Raw genomic sequence first — 16,075 nt, 5'->3', positions numbered from 1 at the left:
GCGGAGGTCGCCGCCGTGCCCGGTCCCTGCGATCCGCGCCGGGGCACGACACACACCGACCTCGCCGGTCCGCGGACCGGCGAGGTCGGTGTGTCTGCGGGGGGGCGGGGCTAGTTGCCGCTGTTCCCCTGCATGTTGCGCAGGATCGACGAGAAGTCGTAGTCGGTCGGGCGCGCGATGTCCGCCCGGCTGGGCAGGATCACCATCTGGTCGCTGAACCAGTCGCCGAACTCCCGGTCCAGTCCGACGCCGACGAAGCCGCGGCGGACGTCGGCCTCGGCCTCCCCGTCGCCGGACCGGTCCGGGAGCGAGACCAGGGCCGCCTGCGAACTGAGGGCGCTGCCGTGGACGCGCTGCCAGCGGTCGGCGACCAGCCGCCGGCACTCCTCGGTGCTCATCTGGCTGAGCATCGTGTTGGCGCGCATCGAGGCGCTGGACAGGCTTCCCGCCAGGTCGAAGAAGTTGTTGATGGTGTACCGGCTGCGACGCCACATGTACGCGCGGTAGGGGACGCTCTGCGGGAGGTACCCCGTGGTGATGTTGACCCAGAGCTCGTCGAAGCTCCGGTTCTCCTCGTCCTGGAACTCGTTGTCGAGGTCCTCCAGCCAGATCCCGGAGGTCCAGCCGTAGGTCTCGCCCTCCATGATGAGGATGCGGGTGAACTTCTCGTCCAGGCCCTGGGTCGCGTAGTCGAACAGGGCGCCGATCGCGCCGAGGGTGAGGGACTGCCTGCTGCGCATGTAGCGCAGCAGGAGGTTCGCGTATCCGAGCAGTTCGTTCTGCTCCGAGTTCGGGAACTGCTCGATGTAGTTGCGCTGCCGGGCGATTCCGACGATCTCCTCCGGGGTGATGCCCGGGGGGACCTCGCTGGAGAAGTCGATCCCGGTCGGCGTGGGCCGCAGGAGGAGGCTCCAGGGATTCGGGAAGTTCTTGAAGTGCTTCAGCAGGTCGGGGGTGGTCACGGCGAAGTGGTTCGCGCACGCGGTGCAGAAGCAGGTCGCCTCGACCCTGCCGAGCTGGCCGCTCATGCCCCAGAGGTCGGTGACGTCGATGGCGATCCCCTTGAGCCCGTAGCCCGGCTTCCGGGAGGCGACCTGCTGGACGATGTCGATGCCGGTGCCCAGGATCGCGCCCAGCACCTCCGTGGAGCGCGGGTTCGCGATGCAGGGCTGCGGGGACATGACGCCGCTGATGTCGCAGATGTTCAGGCCCTCGCCCGGGATGTAGCCCATGGTGGGGCACAGGGTCAGGATGATGTCCTTCTTCGCCCTGAGGAACTCCTCGACCACGTCCTCGAAGCCCTTGAGCGTGCGGGACGGCTGGGCGTGGCTCGACAGCGGCACGCCCCGCAGGCCGTCGATCTCGTACAGCAGGCCGTCGGCCTCCGAGACGGGCAGCGCGATGGTCTTGGCGTCCACTCCCCAGGTGTCCTTGAACTCCTTGAGCAGCACGGCGGGACTCTTGTAGCGGAGAACGGAGAGGCTGGGGATGTCGAGTACACCCTCGCCCGCCGAACGGGACACGTTGGAGATGCTGAAGGTACGGGGCTTGTAGGTCATTCGTTCCCTCTCCTACGAACCAGGGCCTGGAGCCCTTCTTGCGTGACTTCCAGCCGGCCGCCGGGGCTCCTGCGCACGTAGCGGCGGCCGATGAGCGAGCGGAGAATCCCTTCCGCCTCTCCGCGGGTGAGCCGGGGAACCGTCCCGGAGGCGAGCGACGCGACCGCCGCCGCCGTGAGCCGGCCGTCGCCGTTCCGGTGGGCGAGGGCCGCCATGGCACGGAGCAGGTCGTGCTCCGGCTTGGGCAGGGTCCAGTCGAGGGTGTCGGTCACGAGCGGCGAGAGGGCGTCCGGCGCCTCCTCGCCGGGGGGCCTCGACGCCTCCCCCCGCGGTGCCGGGGGTTCGAGCAGGGCGAGGAGGGCCACCATCGCCGCCGCGGCCCTGCCGGAGGCGGTCTTCTGGGACCCGGAGGCGTCCGCGGCCGTCTTCCCGGCGTTCGCCTTGTCGCTGATGCCGCGTACGACGACCGCGTCCAGCCCGCCTGCCAGATGGGCGGCCTCCGCCAGGCCGACGCCCTCCATCTCCAGGGCCAGGGCGTCGTTGTAGTGCGCTCGCAGGTGCGCGGCGACGGCCGACCTCTCGTCGGCCAGGACCACGTCACCGGAGGCGATCGCGCCGAGGTGCGATCCCGGCCGTTCGCGCACGACGGCACGGACCGCCTGGTCCAGCGGGTGCGAGAGGTGCCACGCCTGCGGACGCACCAGGAAGCCCTCGGGGGTGCTCTTGCCGCCGTGGATCCCGTACACCTTGTTGCCGAAGACGACGTCGCCGACGTCGATGTCGTCCTTGAGGCCGCCCGCCACGCCCACGAAGATCACCATCTGGGGGGCGAGCCACTCGATGAGCCGTTCGGTCAGCACGGCCGTCGTGCGGGATCCCACGCCCGCCTCGACCAGCCCGACGCGCCAGGACGTGCCCAGCAGACGAGCGCATTCGACCCGGGTGCCATGGCGGTGGACCCGGGTCTCGTCGACTGCTGCGTGCTCTCGGACCGACATGTACTCAACGGGCAGTGCTGTCAGGACGACAGCCAGCGGCACATCCGACATATACCTAGTGTAGGGCGAACTGTTTTGTGGGAGGAGGGAGTTGAGGGACAACCATCGGGGGGAACGATGCAAGCAGAGCGGCCGGAGCAGGCCGGCGACGGTCCGGCGTGGCTGAACCTTCTGGTCACCGAGTACCAGGTGATCAAGGAGGAGCAGAAGGTCCGGATCGGTTTCCGCGACAACCTGCTGTACGTGACCCTGGCCGCGGTCACGGCGGTCATCGTGGCCGCGGCCCAGGCGAAGGCGCCGCTGCTGCTGCTCGCCCTGCCGCCGGTGTGCGTGATCCTCGGGTGGACCTACCTCGTCAACGACGAGAAGATCTCCGCGATAGGGCGCTACGTCCGCACCGATCTGGGGCCGCGCCTGGTCACGGCGCTCGACGCGGAGGCCGCGAACGGGACCGCGCGGACGGCGCGGACGGGCCGGGAACTGTTCGGGTGGGAGACGGCCCACCGCGCGGACGCGCGCCGCGGCTCCCGCAAGCTGATCCAGTGCCTGGTCGACCTGAGCACCTTCTGCCTGGTCCCGCTGGCGGGACTCGTGCTCTTCTGGCTGGGCGACGACCGGGGGTCCGCGATGCTGGCCGCCTCCGTCGCCGAAGCCCTGGCCATAGGTGTTCTGGGCTGGCAGATCCTCGTGTACGCGATCCCGTTCGGCGCGGGCGACGGCCCGGGAGGCGACGGCGGGGCGGGCGACGGCCCGGGAGGGGACGGCGGGGACCCGGCCGGCCCCGGTACGTGAACCGAGCGCCGCGCGGAACCGCGTGCGCCCCCGGCCCGCCGCCACCCCTCAGCCCGAGGCCGGCACGGGGGTCAGGACCTCCCGGTCGCGCGCGTACAGCCTGATCAGGTGGGGCAGTTCGTACCGTGCCGCCTGCGCGGTGACCTCGCCGCGGGGTGACGTCACCATTCCGGCGTCGATCAGCGCCTCCACCACCCGTACGGCGTGCCGCTCGTCGCAGCCGAGGGCCGCGGACGCGTCGGCCAGCCCGAAGGGTCCCTCGTCGGTGCCCGCGGCCAGCCGCGCCGCGTCCCTGCCCCGCTCCTTCGGCAGCTCCTCCCAGCCGCGGGCCAGCAGCAGCCGGACGGACACGTCCCCGGAGACCAGTTCGTCCAGCACCCCCGCGGGATCGGCGAGCCGGTCCGCGAACTCCCGCAGCGGCACGCGCCGGAGCACCGCGAGCCGCATCCCGCTCACCCGGACCGCCAGCGGCGACCCGCCGCAGGCGCGCACGATGCGCAGGGCGGCGTCCCGGTCGGCCCGTACGCGGTCCTCACCGGCGAGCCCTGCGAGGAGTCGCAGGGAGTCGGCGGCGCCGAGCGGTGGCGGAGCGGCGACCCGGTGCAGGGGCCCCAGGCCGCCCAGTTGGCCGCGGGCGGTGAGCAGGACCCTGCCGCGTCCGCCGCACGGGAGCAGCGGTCGTACGGCGGCTTCGTCGGGAGCGTCGTCCAGGATCACCAGCGCCCGGTGCGCCGCGAGCCACTCGCGCCAGGCCCCGGGACCGGAAGGGCCGACCCGGCCGGTGCGTTCGGCGAGCTCCGCGAGGACCGCCGGCAGCGGGCGGGGGCGGCCGTCCGCGTCCCGCAGCGGGACGAAGAGCCGCCCGTCGGCGAACCGGTCGCCGAGCAGATGGGCGGCCCGTACCGCCAGCGCGGTCTTCCCGGATCCGGCGGGACCGGAGAGCAGGACGGCGGGGGCGGCGGCATCCTCGCGGCCGTCGCTCCGCAACAGGCTTACGAGGGAGCCCAGTTCCCCGCCGTGCCCGGTGAAGTCGGCGAGGTCGGGCGGCAGGACGACCGGCGGCCGGGCCGCCGCGACCGCCCGGGTGCGGCCGTCGCCGGCCAGGATCGTCCGGTAGCGGGCCGCCATGGCGCCACCGGGTTCCAGGCCCAGCTCCCGGGCGAGGAGCTGCCGGTAGTCGTCGTACGCCGCGAGCGCCTCGGCCCGCCGGCCGGACGCGCTCAGCGCGCGCATCCAGGCGGACCGGAGCCGTTCCCGGAGCGGGTGCCGCTCGATCAGGCCGCGCAGTCCGTCGACCACCGCGGGCCCGCCGCCCCGCTCCAGCTCCGCCTCCGCCCAGCTCTCGCAGGCCGCGAGACGGCTCAGCTCCAGCCGCTCGGCCTCCTCGGCCAGCCGCGGCGACCGCCGGAGGTCGCCGCCCAGCGGCGGCCCCTGCCACAGGTCGAGGGCCCGGCACAGGAGTCGGGCGGCCCGGCGGGGCTCCTGTCCCTCGGCCGCCCGGACGAGGGAGCGGAACCGGAGGAGGTCCAGCTCGTCCTCCGCCACGCGCAGCGCGTAGCCGCCGCCCGTGTGGGTGAGCCGCGGCCCGTCCGGGTCGTCCTCGGCGAGGAGCGCGCGCACGGCGCTCACGTACACCTGGAGGTTCTTACGGGCGGTGCGCGGGGGCTCCCCCTGCCAGACCGCGTCGGTCAGCGCGTCGACGGACACCGGGGCGTTGGCGGAGCCGAGCAGGGTCGCCAGCACGATCCGCTGCTTGAACGGGCCGAGGGGCAGCGCCCTGCCGTCCCGGTGGACCGTGAGCGGGCCGAGGACGGAGAAGCCGAGCGTGCCGGGTGGCGCCGGGTGCCGTGCGAGCGCTCCGGGGTCCGGTCCTCCCGTGGCCGCGTCCCGGCCCCGCCCGGTGACGAACGCCGACGGCGACGCCCCCGCCCGCCCCTGCCCCGCCACCATGGTCCTCCCCCGTCCCGCCCCCGGCCCGCCGTTCAGCGCCCGGCCACGCCCGATGCTGGTACGCGGGGCGGATCTTCCGCATGGGGAAGGGGCACCCATGTTCCACGGGGCCCGCGGAAGGCCCCGCGGGTGCGACGGGGGGTGGCACGGGGGTGCCACGAGGGTGCCCGGGCCCGTCGGGTGCCTCAGGGTGCTCCGGCCCGGCGGCGGCACGGGGGTGCTCCGGGCCGACGGCGGCACGGGGGTGCTCCGCCCGGCGGCGGTCGCCATACCGCCACCGAACCGCCGCCGAACCGCCTCCATACCTGCCGGTCCTAGCCTCCGACGCGCGAGACCTTTGTGGCGGCCCACCACCCCCTGTGAGGAGTTCCCGTGCTCGAAGGCTTCGGCGAGGCGCTCGCGGACCGGGAGTACTACCTGCCGCTGCCCAGCGTGGCCGACCCCGGACCGCGCTTCGTCCCCCGGGCGGTGCCGCCGGGACTGCGCGGCGCCGCCCGGGGCATCTGGACGGTGTGGGGCGGTCCGCGGAGCGGGAGCCCCGGGCAGGGCTGGAAGATCCACGTGTCGGCGCGGCTGGACCGGGCGCAGCACGTGCTCGACACGGTCGCCGGGATCTGCTTCGCCGAGGGCGTGCCGTTCAAGCACCTGAGCGCCCGGCTCTTCTTCCTGTTCCTCCATCACAAGCACGCCGCGCGGGCCCAGTCGGGCAAGTTCTGCGCCGTCTATCCGCCGGACCCGGCGACCGCGCGCCGGCTGCTGGAACGCCTGCGCGACGCGCTCGACGGGGAGGAGGGGCCGTACGTCCTCACCGACCGGCGCTTCCGCGACTCGCGGACGGTCCACTACCGCTACGGGGCCTTCGACGGCGCCCTCAGCCGGCTGCGGGCCGACGGCACCCGGGAGGGGCTGGTCCGTGACGGCTCCGGCCGCGAGGTCGTGGACGCGCGGCTGCCCGCCTTCCGGTTGCCCGCGGGGATCGTGGACCCCTTCGTCGAGCGGGAGGAGCCGCCGCACACGGGCCCGATCCTGATCCGCGACTACGAGGTGACCGGCGCGGTGCGCCTCAGCAACGCGGGCGGCGCCTACCGGGCCCGCGACCGGCGGACCGGCCGCGCCGTCTTCCTGAAGGAGGCCCGTGCCCACAACGGCCTGGTCTTCGACGGGACCGACGCGCGGCAGCGGCTGCGGCACGAGTACGAGGTGCTGCGCGCGCTGCACGCGGCCGCGCCCGGGGTGGCCCCGGAGCCGCTGGACCACTTCACGGAGTGGGAGCACGAGTTCGTCGTCACCGAGTACGTCGAGGGGCAGCCGCTGGTGGGCTGGCTGAGCCGGTCCTCCCCGCTGGCCCGCGCCGACCGCACGGCGGAGTCCGTCGACGCGTACTACGCGGCCTGCCGGCGCCTGCTGGCCGGGCTGGACGACTCGCTCGGCCGGGTGCACGCCGCCGGCTACCGGTTCGGGGACCTCAGCCTGGGCAACGTCCTGGTCACGCCTGCGGGCGGGGTCCGTCTGGTGGACTTCGAGGCGGCCTCGGAGCTGTCCGCGGCCCCCTCCGGGATGGGCACGCCGGGGTTCACGCCGCCGTCCCGCCTGCGCCGGTCCGACGCCGATCCGCTGCTACAGGACCGGTACGGGGCGTCGGCTGTCGCGCTCGCCTTCCTGGCGCCGTTCCACGAGATCGCCGAACACGCGCCGGGCAACCTCGCGCTCCTGCGGCGTGATCTGGCGGACGTGGCTCCGCCGCCCGACCTGTGGCGGCGGGCGACCGCCTTCCACCTGCCGGAGGACCGGACGGGGAGCCGGGCGGAGAGCCGGGAGGGGAGCCGGACGCAGGACCCTGGCGGTCCCGACCGGCTGCCCTCCCCCGCGGAGCTGGACGCCGACCCGCACGGCTGCCTCACCCGGCTGGCCGAGGAGGTGGCCGCGGGGCTGCTGGAGACGGCCGACGCCGAGCGGCCGGAGTGGGCCTTCCCGCCCTCGCCCGAGGCGTTCCGGACCAACACCGTGTGCCTGGCCTACGGCACGGCCGGGGTGGTGCACGCCCTGCACCGCGCCGGCGCCTCCGTGCCGGAGGAGATCGTCGCACGGCTGCGCCGCGACACGCTGGCGCTGCGCGGCGCGCTGCCCCCCGGGCTGCTCGTCGGCGCGGCCGGTGTCGCCCGGGTACTGGCCCCGCTCGGCCTGCTGGACGAGGCCGTCGACCTGCTCCGGGACGCCGACGGGCACCCGCTCACCTCCTCCTGCGGGACGCTGGCCGGCGGGCGGGCCGGGGTCGGCCTGGGCTGGCTCGCCCTGCACCGGCTGACCGGCGACGCCGGCCACCTGGAACGGGCCGCCGCGGCGGGTGAGGCCCTGCTGCGCACCCCCGACCCGGCGGCCACGCTCGGCGAGCACGACGCCCGCGGGCTGCTGCACGGCCGCTCGGGGCTCGCCCTCTTCCTCCACCGGCTGGCCCGCGACACCGGCGAGGCCCGGTTCCTGGAGGCGGGCCGGCTGCTGCTCCACCAGGAGCTGGACCGGACCTTCCCGCTGGACGACGGCGCCCTGTCCGTGTCCGACGACGCGCGGACGACCCGTGCCATGCCGTACCTGGCGACGGGCGCGGCGGGGGTGGCGGCGGTGCTCACCCGCTACGTGGCCACCGCGCCGGACGAGCGCTGCGCCGAGGCGCTGCCGAGGCTGGTCGCCGGCATCCGGGTCTCCTGCGCCACGAAGGAGGCGGGCCTGTACCGGGGGCTGGCCGGACTGGTCTGGTTCCTGGCCGGGCACGCCGAGCTCACCGGCACGGACGCCGCCCGCGAGGACGCCGTGCGCGCCGCGACCGGCCTGCTGAAGTACGCCGTCCCGTACCGGCGCGGGGTCCGCTTCCTCGGCGCGGGTTCGCAGCGCTTCACCGCCGACCTGTCCAGCGGCGGGGCCGGCGTCCTGCTGGCCCTGCACCGCCTGCTGGCCGGCCCGCTCCTGACGGAACCCCACCACACCCGCCCCCGGCTCCCGGCCACCGTCTGACCACGCCTCACCGGACGGGCCCCATGACCCCCTGGGCACGGCGGCACACACCCCGCGCCCAGGTATGCAGTGACCGACAGCGACACCCTTCAAGGAAACGGAGAACACCATGCCCCAGATCCTCGCGCTCCAGTCCCTGGACACCGAGCCGGAGACCAACGCCTTCCCCCCGTGCTTCAGCGTCGCCTGGAGCATCAGCGACGTCTTCCCCGAGCCGATGTAACGAGCCGCCGCCCACGAGGCCCGGGACCGATGCCCTGCCACCGGTCCCGGCCCGGTGCGGTCCGGCCGGTCCGGCCGGTGCGGGTTGCGCACGGATCTCCGGTCGCGAGAGTGTGCCGCAGAGGCAGAACTCGGGACTCATGGCCCGGGAGGGCAGGACGGGGGCGGTCGGATGTGCGGGGTGGACGTGGCAGCCAAGGAGACGGCGATCGTCCGGTTCCTCGAGGAGTATCCGCAGGCGGTCGCCGCCGGCCACGGCCATCCCGCCCTCCAGGGGTGCGAGCGGGTCCGCTGGTCCGACTTCCCGGAGTGCCCCGGCGCGATCCCGGTCCTGCTGCACGGACTTCTCGACGAGACCGCCGCGCCCGAGGCCCGGCGCGTGCTCGGCAATTCCCTGCTGAACATCTCCGCGATGAATCCGGCCGTGCCGACGGTGCTGCCGTTCCTGCTCCGCCTGGCGAGCGACCCGAGGGTTCCCGCCCGGTCCGAACTGCTGCGCCTTCTGGTCGTCCTCGCCGACTTCTCCGAGCCGGTCGACGGGCAGAGCGAGGCGACGGTCTTCTGGTTCGGCAGTGACGGCGACCGTCCTGAGCGTGCGCAGTGCCGGGCCGTGTTCGCCGAGCACGCGAGCGTCGTGGGGACGCTGGCGGACCTGCTGGACGGCAGTGACGCTCGGACGCTCCGGCAGGCCGCCGGACTTCCGTGAGCTCGCCGGACCCGTTCGTGCCCGGCACCCGGGTGAATCGCCCGGCCGTCGGGGGCTCCTGCGCGTGCACGCCCGATGGAGCCTCCCTACGATGAAGGCGTAGGTCTCGCTGTTCTGTCCGGCTCGACGGGAGCGAGGGACCATGGCCGCAGAGGACGCCGCGCCCGTCGGGCGACCCGTGGGGTTGAAGGCCAATGCCATCGGGTTCGTCGACGCCCTCGTCATCGGGCTCAACGCCACCTCCCCCGCGTACTCCCTGGCGGCCGTGATCGGCCCCATCGTCGCCCTGGTCGGGGTCTACGCGCCCGGCGTCATGGTCGCGTCCTTCGTGCCGATGCTGATGATCGCGTCGGCGTTCTACTACCTGAACAAGGTCGACCAGGACTGCGGCACCACCTTCTCCTGGGTCACCCGCGCCATGGGCCCGTGGGCCGGCTGGCTCGGCGGGTGGGCCATCACCATGACCGGGGTCCTGGTGGTCGGTTCGCTCGCCGACGTGGCCGTGAGTTTCGGCCTGCTCGCGTTCGGTCTGGACGGGTGGGTGGACAACACCTTCGCCCGGCAGTCGCTCACCGTGCTGCTCATCCTCGTCATGACGGCCGTGTGCGTGATCGGCACCGAACTGTCGGCCAAGGTGCAGAACGTCCTCATCCTGGCCCAGGTCGCCTGTCTGCTGGTCTTCGTCGGCGTGGCGCTGTACGCCGTCTACAACGGCACGAGCGCGTACGACAGCGTGGAGCCCGCCCTCGGCTGGCTCAACCCCTTCGGCGCCGGCGGGGCCGCGCTGACGGGCGGTCTGCTGCTCGGCGTGTTCATCTACTGGGGCTGGGAGTCGGCGGTCAACCTGACCGAGGAGGTCGAGGACTCCGCGACCGCCCCGGGCAAGGCCGGGCTCTGGTCGACCGTCATCCTGCTGGTGACCTACGTGTCCGTGGGGTTCGCCGTCGTCGCGTACGCGGGCCCGGCGTTCCTGGCCGAGAACGCGGGCGAGGAGGAGTTCGTCTTCGCCCAGCTCGCCACGGACGTCCTCGGCGGCTGGGACTGGATCCTCCTGCTGGCCGTCTCCACCTCCGCGATCGCCTCCACCCAGACGACGATCATCCCGGCCTCGCGCACGGCGCTCTCCATGGCCCGCCGCCGCGCGCTGCCCGCCTCGTACGGCCACATCAGTCCGCGCTTCCGGACGCCCGACGTGAGTACGTGGTGGGTCGCCGGGATCGCCATCGGCTGGTACCTCGTGGTGAGCCGGATCAGCGACAACGCCCTCTTCGACTCGCTCACCGCGCTCTCGCTGCTCATCGCCTTCTACTACGCGCTCACCGGGCTCGCCTGCGTGGTCTACTACCGGCGCCACCTCTTCGCGAGCGTCCACAACCTGCTGTTCATCGGGCTGGGCCCGCTCATCGGTGCCGGACTGCTCGCCTGGCTCCTGGTGCGGTCGGTCGGCGACATGTCCGACCCGGCGAACTCGTACAGCGGCACCTCGTGGTTCGGCCTCGGCCCCCCGCTCGTGATCGGCATCGGCATCGCCCTCGCCGGAGTGGTGATCATGATCGCGTGGCGGCTGCGGTCCCCCGCGTTCTGGCGGGAGCGCCCGAGCGTGGCCGACCCCGAGCTGGTCCGCTCCCACGGCCTGCACAAGGAGTCCTGAGATGTCGGTCGTCCTCGGCTACGACGAATCCCCCGGCGCCGCCCGGGCGCTGCGCATCGCGGTCGAGGTGGCGGCGGCCTTCGACGAGCGGCTCGTGCTCGTCTACGGGGCGGCGGCCCCCGGTCCGGTCGGCGAGGAGTACGCGTCCCACTACGAGGCGATCCGCCAGGCGGGCCGCACCGGTCTGGAGCACGCGGTCACCGAGGCCGACCGGGCGGGCGTGCCGACCGTCGTCGAGGTCATCGACGAGAAGCCGGCCCAGGCACTCGTCGACGCGGCGGCCCGGCACGCCGCGCGCGTCATCGTGGTCGGCAGCTGGGGCGAGAGCCCGATGCGCGGAGCGCTGCTGGGCTCGACCCCGCACAAGCTGCTGCACATGTCCACCGTCCCCGTGCTGTGCGTCCCTCCGGAGGAGCGGGCCTGAGCCCTCCGCCCGCGCCTCCGCGCCCCCGCTCGGCCACGGGGAGCAGCTGGTGGCGGTCGACCCGCGCGGCGCGGGGTCTCAGGGCGTGACGCGGTCCGCCAGGGCCGTCTGCCAGGCCGGGGTCGGCGCGCTCGGTGTGGTCTCGGGGCGGCGGCCGCCGCGGGTGAAGAAGTCCGCGAGCGGGAGGAGGGCCGCGCCGACCGTGACCGCCTCGGGTCCGAGGGTGCCCAGGGTGACGGTGGTGCGGCTCGCCGGGTAGCGCAGCGCGTACTGGGTGGCGTAGCGGGTGACGGTGTCGAGGAAGCGGGTGCCGAGCTGGAGGCCGGCCCAGCCGCCGACGAGGACGCGTTCGGGCTGGAAGAGGTTGATGAGGTCGGAGAAGCCGGCGCCCAGGTACTCGGCGGTCTCCTCCAGGACGGCCAGGGCCGTGGAGTCGGGGGCGGCTGCGGAGCCCTCGGCCGGGTAGGCGGCCGCGAGCATCGCGGTGAGCGCGGTCTCCTCGTCGGCGCCGGCGGGGGGCTGGCCGCCCGCTTCGGCCCAGCGCTCCAGGAGGGCCTCGGCGCCCGCGTACGCCTCCAGGCAGCCGCGGGAGCCGCAACGGCAGCGGCGGCCGCGGACGCTGACGGTGAGGTGGCCCCATTCGAGGGCGCGGCCGGAGCCGAGCGGGTCGGTGACGACGCAGGCTCCGACGCCGGAGCCGAAGAGGACGGTGACGGCGCTGCGGGCGCCGCGTCCGGCGCCGAACCACATCTCGGCCTGGCCGAGGGTCTTGGCGCCGTTGTCGATCCAGTAGGGGACGGTGTCGGGGAGGTCGCCGGCCTCGCGCAGCAGGCGTTCGAAGGGGACGGCGTCCCAGCCGACGGTCTGCCCGTGGACGACGGCGCCGTCCTCGGGGGTGTAGGCGATGATGCCGGGGACGCCGACGCCCACGCCGAGGAGCCGTTCGGGGTCGACGCCCGCCGTCCGCAGGACCTCGGCGACGCCGTCCCGGACGTGACGGACCACCAGGTCCACGTCGTAGCGGGCGGTTCGGGGTCCGGTGCTGGGCAACGGGCGCTCGGTGCGGGCGAGTTCGTTGAGGGTGAGGTCGAACAGCTCGACCCTGACGCGGGTTTCGCCGACGTCGACGCCGATCATGCAGCCGCTGCCGGGGCTGATCCGCAGCAGGGTCTGGGGGCGCCCGCCGGCCGAGTCGACGCTGCCGGCCTCCTCGACCAGGCCCTCCGCCACGAGCTCGGCCACCACGTTGCTGACCGATCCGGAGCTCAGCCCGATCGCGGGGCCGAGCATCAGACGGCTCATCGGTCCGTCGAAGTACAGCCTTCGCAGTACCGCGGTGCGGTTCTCGCGCCGCAGGTCACGCACCGTACGGCCATGTGTCGCGTGCACGTGGGTTCCCGTCTCTGAAGTCCTTGGGTGCAACATACCCGGATTCCAACCCTTGACGCGACCTTCTCGTGAGGTTTAACTCACATCCTAAATTAAGCCCCGACACGGAGGCGGCCGGGCCCGCTCACCGTTTCGGTCCTCCCGTCGTCCCCGAAAGGGCCCTGGAGCCATGCGCACACGCAGAGCCGCCGTCACCGGTGCCGTCACCCTCTCCGTCGTCTTCGCCGCCACCGCCTGCGGCGGCGGAACCGCAGGCGGTTCGGGCGGGTCCGACTCCCAGCCGAAGACGCTCACTTACTGGGCCACCAACCAGGGACCCAGCCTGGAGGCGGACAAGAAGGTCCTCCAGCCCGAACTCGAGAAGTTCGAGAAGCAGACCGGCATCAAGGTCAAGCTGGAGGTCATCCCCTGGTCCGACCTGCTCAACCGCATCCTCACCGCCACCACCTCCGGCCAGGGCCCCGACGTCCTCAACATCGGCAACACCTGGAGCGCCTCGCTCCAGTCGACCGGCGCCCTGCTGCCCTGGGACGAGAAGAACTTCGGCGCGATCGGCGGCAAGGACCGCTTCGTCGGCTCGGCGCTCGGCTCCACCGGCGCCCCCGGCAAGGACCCGGCCGCCGTGCCGCTGTACTCCATGGCGTACGCGCTCTACTACAACAAGAAGATGTTCGCCGAGGCGGGCATAGCGAAGCCGCCGACCACCTGGGCCGAGGTCGACGCCGCGGGCAGGAAGCTGAGCAGGGACGGCAAGTGGGGCATCGGGGTCGAGGGCTCCAACCTCTCCAACAACATCCACCAGGTCTTCGTCCTCGGCAAGCAGCACGGCGCCGACTTCTTCACCCCCGACGGCAAGCCCGACTTCACCTCCGAGGGCGCCGTCGCCGCGGTCAAGCAGTACGTCGACCTCATGGCCGCCTCGAAGATCGTCGCGCCCGGCAACGCCGAGTACGCGCAGAACCAGTCCCTCTCCGACTTCGCGAAGAACCGCACCGGCATGGTCCTGTGGCAGACGCCCTCCCAGACCTTCGCCGCGCAGGGCATGAAGCCCGAGGAGTGGGGCGTCGTCCCCGCCCCCGTCGCCTCCGGCACGCCCGGTCAGGGCGCGCAGACCAACTCCATGGTCGCCGGCATCAACATCTCCGTCTTCAAGAACACCAGGAACCTCGACGGAGCCCTGAAGTTCGTGAAGTTCATGACCGGCGACGAGGAGCAGATCCTCCTCAACAAGACGTACGGCTCCGTCCCGCCCGTCAAGACCGCGCAGGCCGACCCCGCCTTCGCCACGGACTCGCTCGCCGTCATCCGCGACACCCTCGCCACCAGCGCCTCCGCCCTGCCGCAGGTCCCGGAGGAGTCCCAGTTCGAGACCGTCGTCGGCACCGCGGTGAAGGAGCTCTTCGCCGACGCCGCCGCCGGACGCCCGGTCACCGCCGAGTCCGTGCGGGCCAAGCTGGACAAGGCCCAGCAGCAGATGCCGAAGAAGTAGGCAGCGCCTCCATGACCCAGACCGCCGTCCCGCGGCGAAGCGAGCGCGCGGTGCGCGAGGCCGTCCCCGGCGGGGCGCCCGCGCCCCGCCGCTCCGGGCGCCGCCGCATCGCCCTCCCGTACCTGCTGCTCTTCCCCGCACTCGTCCTCGAACTCCTCGTCCACCTCGTACCGATGCTCATGGGCATCGGGATGAGCTTCAAGGAGCTCACCCAGTTCTTCATCCGGGACTGGTCGGCCGCGCCCTGGGCCGGCCTCGACAACTACACCGTCTCGGTCGACTTCGACGCGCCGGTCGGCCGGGCGCTCCTGACGTCCTTCGTCACCACCTGCCTGTTCACCCTGGCGTCGGTCGCCCTGTGCTGGCTCCTCGGCACGGCCGCCGCCGTGTTCCTCCAGGAGAACTTCCGGGGCCGGGGCATCCTGCGGACCCTCTTCCTCGTCCCGTACGCCCTGCCGGTCTACGCGGCGGTCATCACCTGGGCGTTCATGTTCCAGCGGGACAACGGGCTGATCAACCACGTGCTCCACGACCAGCTGGGCCTGGGCGACACCCCGCTCTTCTGGCTCATCGGCGACAACAGCTTCTGGGCCCTGCTCACCGTCTCCGTCTGGAAGGGCTGGCCGTTCGCCTTCCTCACCGTCATGGCCGGCCTGCAGAACGTCCCCCGGGACATGTACGAGGCGGCCGCCCTCGACGGCGCCGGGGTCTGGAAGCAGATCCGCCACATCACCCTGCCGTCCCTGCGGCAGGTCAACCAGGTCCTCGTCCTGGTCCTCTTCCTGTGGACCTTCAACGACTTCAACACGCCGTTCGTGCTCTTCGGCAAGGCGGCGCCGGAAGCGGCCGACCTGATCTCCCTGCACATCTACCAGTCGTCCTTCCAGACGTGGAACTTCGGCACCGGATCGGCGATGTCCGTCCTGCTGCTGCTCTTCCTCCTCCTCGTCACCGGCGGGTACCTGCTGCTCACCACCAGGGGAAGGAAGGCCTCCGATGGCTGAGTCCCGCGCCCACCGCCGCTCCCCCATGGCCGCCCCGCGCTCCTTCCTCTGGACCCGGCGGATCTTCCTCACCCTGCTGACCGGCTTCGTGCTGCTGCCGGTGTACGTGATGGTCTCCAGCTCCCTGAAGCCCCTCGCGGACGTCTCGGGCGAGTTCCACTGGATCCCCTCCGGGCTCACGCTCCGCCCGTACGTCGACATCTGGGACACCGTCCCGCTCGCCGACTACTTCCTCAACTCGCTGGCCGTGGCGAGCGCGGCCACCGTGTGCTCCGTGGCCGTGGCGGTCTTCGCCGCGTACGCGATCAGCCGCTACGACTTCCGCGGCAGGCGGGTCTTCGCGGTCACCGTGCTCTCGACCCAGATGTTTCCCGGCATCCTCTTCCTGCTGCCGCTCTTCCTCATCTACGTCAACATCGGCAACGCCACCGGCATCGCGCTCTTCGGCTCGCGCGAGGGGCTGATCCTCACCTATCTGACCTTCTCGCTGCCCTTCGCCATCTGGATGCTCACCGGCTACTTCGACTCGATCCCCCGCGAGCTCGACGAGGCCGCCAAGGTGGACGGCTGCGGCCCGGTCGGCGCCCTGTTCCGGGTGATCGTCCCGGCCGCCCTGCCCGGCATCGTCGCGGTCGCCGTCTACGCCTTCATGACCGCCTGGGGCGAGGTCCTCTTCGCCTCCGTCATGACGAACGACACCACCCGTACCCTCGCCGTCGGCCTCCAGGGCTACGCCACCCAGAACGACGTCTACTGGAACCAGGTCATGGCCGCCTCCCTCGTGGTGAGCGTGCCCGTCGTGGCCGGCTTCCTCCTCCTGCAGCGCTACCTCGTCGCCGGGCTCACGGCGGGCGCGGTCAAGTGACCCGCCCCACCGCGCCC

General features: G+C 73.0%; 12 protein-coding genes. 8 read left to right on the top strand and 4 right to left on the bottom strand.

The window, feature by feature from the left end; all coding sequences use genetic code 11:
- Positions 1-110 precede the first annotated feature (110 nt).
- Both ABD981_RS01065 and ABD981_RS01060 read right to left on the bottom strand, forming a co-directional pair.
- The gene (locus ABD981_RS01065; protein ID WP_046906033.1) at positions 111-1,559 is read right to left on the bottom strand and encodes a hypothetical protein; all 1,449 of its coding nucleotides are present in this window, start codon (positions 1,557-1,559) and stop codon (positions 111-113) included.
- Positions 1,556-2,608: a 5'-methylthioadenosine/S-adenosylhomocysteine nucleosidase gene (locus ABD981_RS01060; protein ID WP_123954179.1), complete on the bottom strand. Its 1,053-nt coding sequence runs from the start codon at positions 2,606-2,608 to the stop codon at positions 1,556-1,558. Before ABD981_RS01060 ends, ABD981_RS01065 begins: the two co-directional genes overlap by 4 nt.
- Positions 2,609-2,674: 66 nt before the next feature.
- On the opposite strand from ABD981_RS01060, the gene ABD981_RS01055 reads away from it, so the two are divergent.
- Positions 2,675-3,349 (top strand): hypothetical protein, encoded by a 675-nt coding sequence (locus ABD981_RS01055; RefSeq protein WP_046906032.1) that lies wholly within the window; start codon positions 2,675-2,677, stop codon positions 3,347-3,349.
- A gap of 48 nt (positions 3,350-3,397) precedes the next feature.
- On the opposite strand, the gene ABD981_RS01050 is transcribed toward ABD981_RS01055, so the two are convergent.
- Positions 3,398-5,299: an AfsR/SARP family transcriptional regulator gene (locus ABD981_RS01050; protein WP_123954178.1), complete on the bottom strand. Its 1,902-nt coding sequence runs from the start codon at positions 5,297-5,299 to the stop codon at positions 3,398-3,400.
- Between the two features lie 372 nt (positions 5,300-5,671).
- Here ABD981_RS01050 and lanKC point away from each other — a divergent pair, with 372 nt between their 5' ends.
- The 4 genes from lanKC to ABD981_RS01030 all read left to right on the top strand — a co-directional run bounded on the left by lanKC (position 5,672) and on the right by ABD981_RS01030 (position 11,311).
- Positions 5,672-8,308, top strand: coding sequence for a class III lanthionine synthetase LanKC (gene lanKC / locus ABD981_RS01045; RefSeq protein WP_046906031.1), 2,637 nt, complete (start codon positions 5,672-5,674; stop codon positions 8,306-8,308).
- A 403-nt stretch (positions 8,309-8,711) separates the two neighbouring features.
- Positions 8,712-9,236: a hypothetical protein gene (locus ABD981_RS01040; RefSeq protein WP_131723820.1), complete on the top strand. Its 525-nt coding sequence runs from the start codon at positions 8,712-8,714 to the stop codon at positions 9,234-9,236.
- A gap of 142 nt (positions 9,237-9,378) precedes the next feature.
- Positions 9,379-10,887, top strand: a complete 1,509-nt coding sequence (locus tag ABD981_RS01035; protein WP_046906029.1) for an APC family permease — start codon at positions 9,379-9,381, stop codon at positions 10,885-10,887.
- 1 nt (position 10,888) lies between these two features.
- Positions 10,889-11,311, top strand: coding sequence for a universal stress protein (locus tag ABD981_RS01030; RefSeq protein ID WP_046906028.1), 423 nt, complete (start codon positions 10,889-10,891; stop codon positions 11,309-11,311).
- 78 nt (positions 11,312-11,389) lie between these two features.
- Here ABD981_RS01030 and ABD981_RS01025 read toward each other — a convergent pair whose 3' ends face one another.
- A complete protein-coding gene (locus ABD981_RS01025) occupies positions 11,390-12,736 on the bottom strand; it encodes an ROK family transcriptional regulator (protein WP_046906027.1) in 1,347 nt (448 codons plus the stop codon).
- 133 nt (positions 12,737-12,869) lie between these two features.
- Between ABD981_RS01025 and ABD981_RS01020 the strand changes: the two genes are divergently transcribed.
- Genes ABD981_RS01020 through ABD981_RS01010 form a run of 3 tightly spaced genes read left to right on the top strand, consistent with a single transcriptional unit; the run spans position 12,870 to position 16,058 of the window.
- Entirely contained in the window at positions 12,870-14,189 is a 1,320-nt protein-coding gene (locus ABD981_RS01020; protein WP_046906026.1) for an ABC transporter substrate-binding protein, read from the top strand.
- A gap of 11 nt (positions 14,190-14,200) precedes the next feature.
- Positions 14,201-15,193 carry a carbohydrate ABC transporter permease gene (locus ABD981_RS01015; protein ID WP_046906025.1) on the top strand — a complete coding sequence of 331 codons (993 nt, stop codon included), beginning with the start codon at positions 14,201-14,203 and terminating at the stop codon, positions 15,191-15,193.
- 25 nt (positions 15,194-15,218) lie between these two features.
- Entirely contained in the window at positions 15,219-16,058 is an 840-nt protein-coding gene (locus ABD981_RS01010) for a carbohydrate ABC transporter permease (RefSeq protein ID WP_046906083.1), read from the top strand.
- Positions 16,059-16,075 lie beyond the last annotated feature (17 nt).

Source organism: Streptomyces showdoensis (assembly GCF_039535475.1).
GTDB classification, from domain to species: domain Bacteria; phylum Actinomycetota; class Actinomycetes; order Streptomycetales; family Streptomycetaceae; genus Streptomyces; species Streptomyces showdoensis.
Note: the sequence above shows the minus strand (reverse complement) of the source record. Positions and strands in the feature narration are given on the sequence as shown.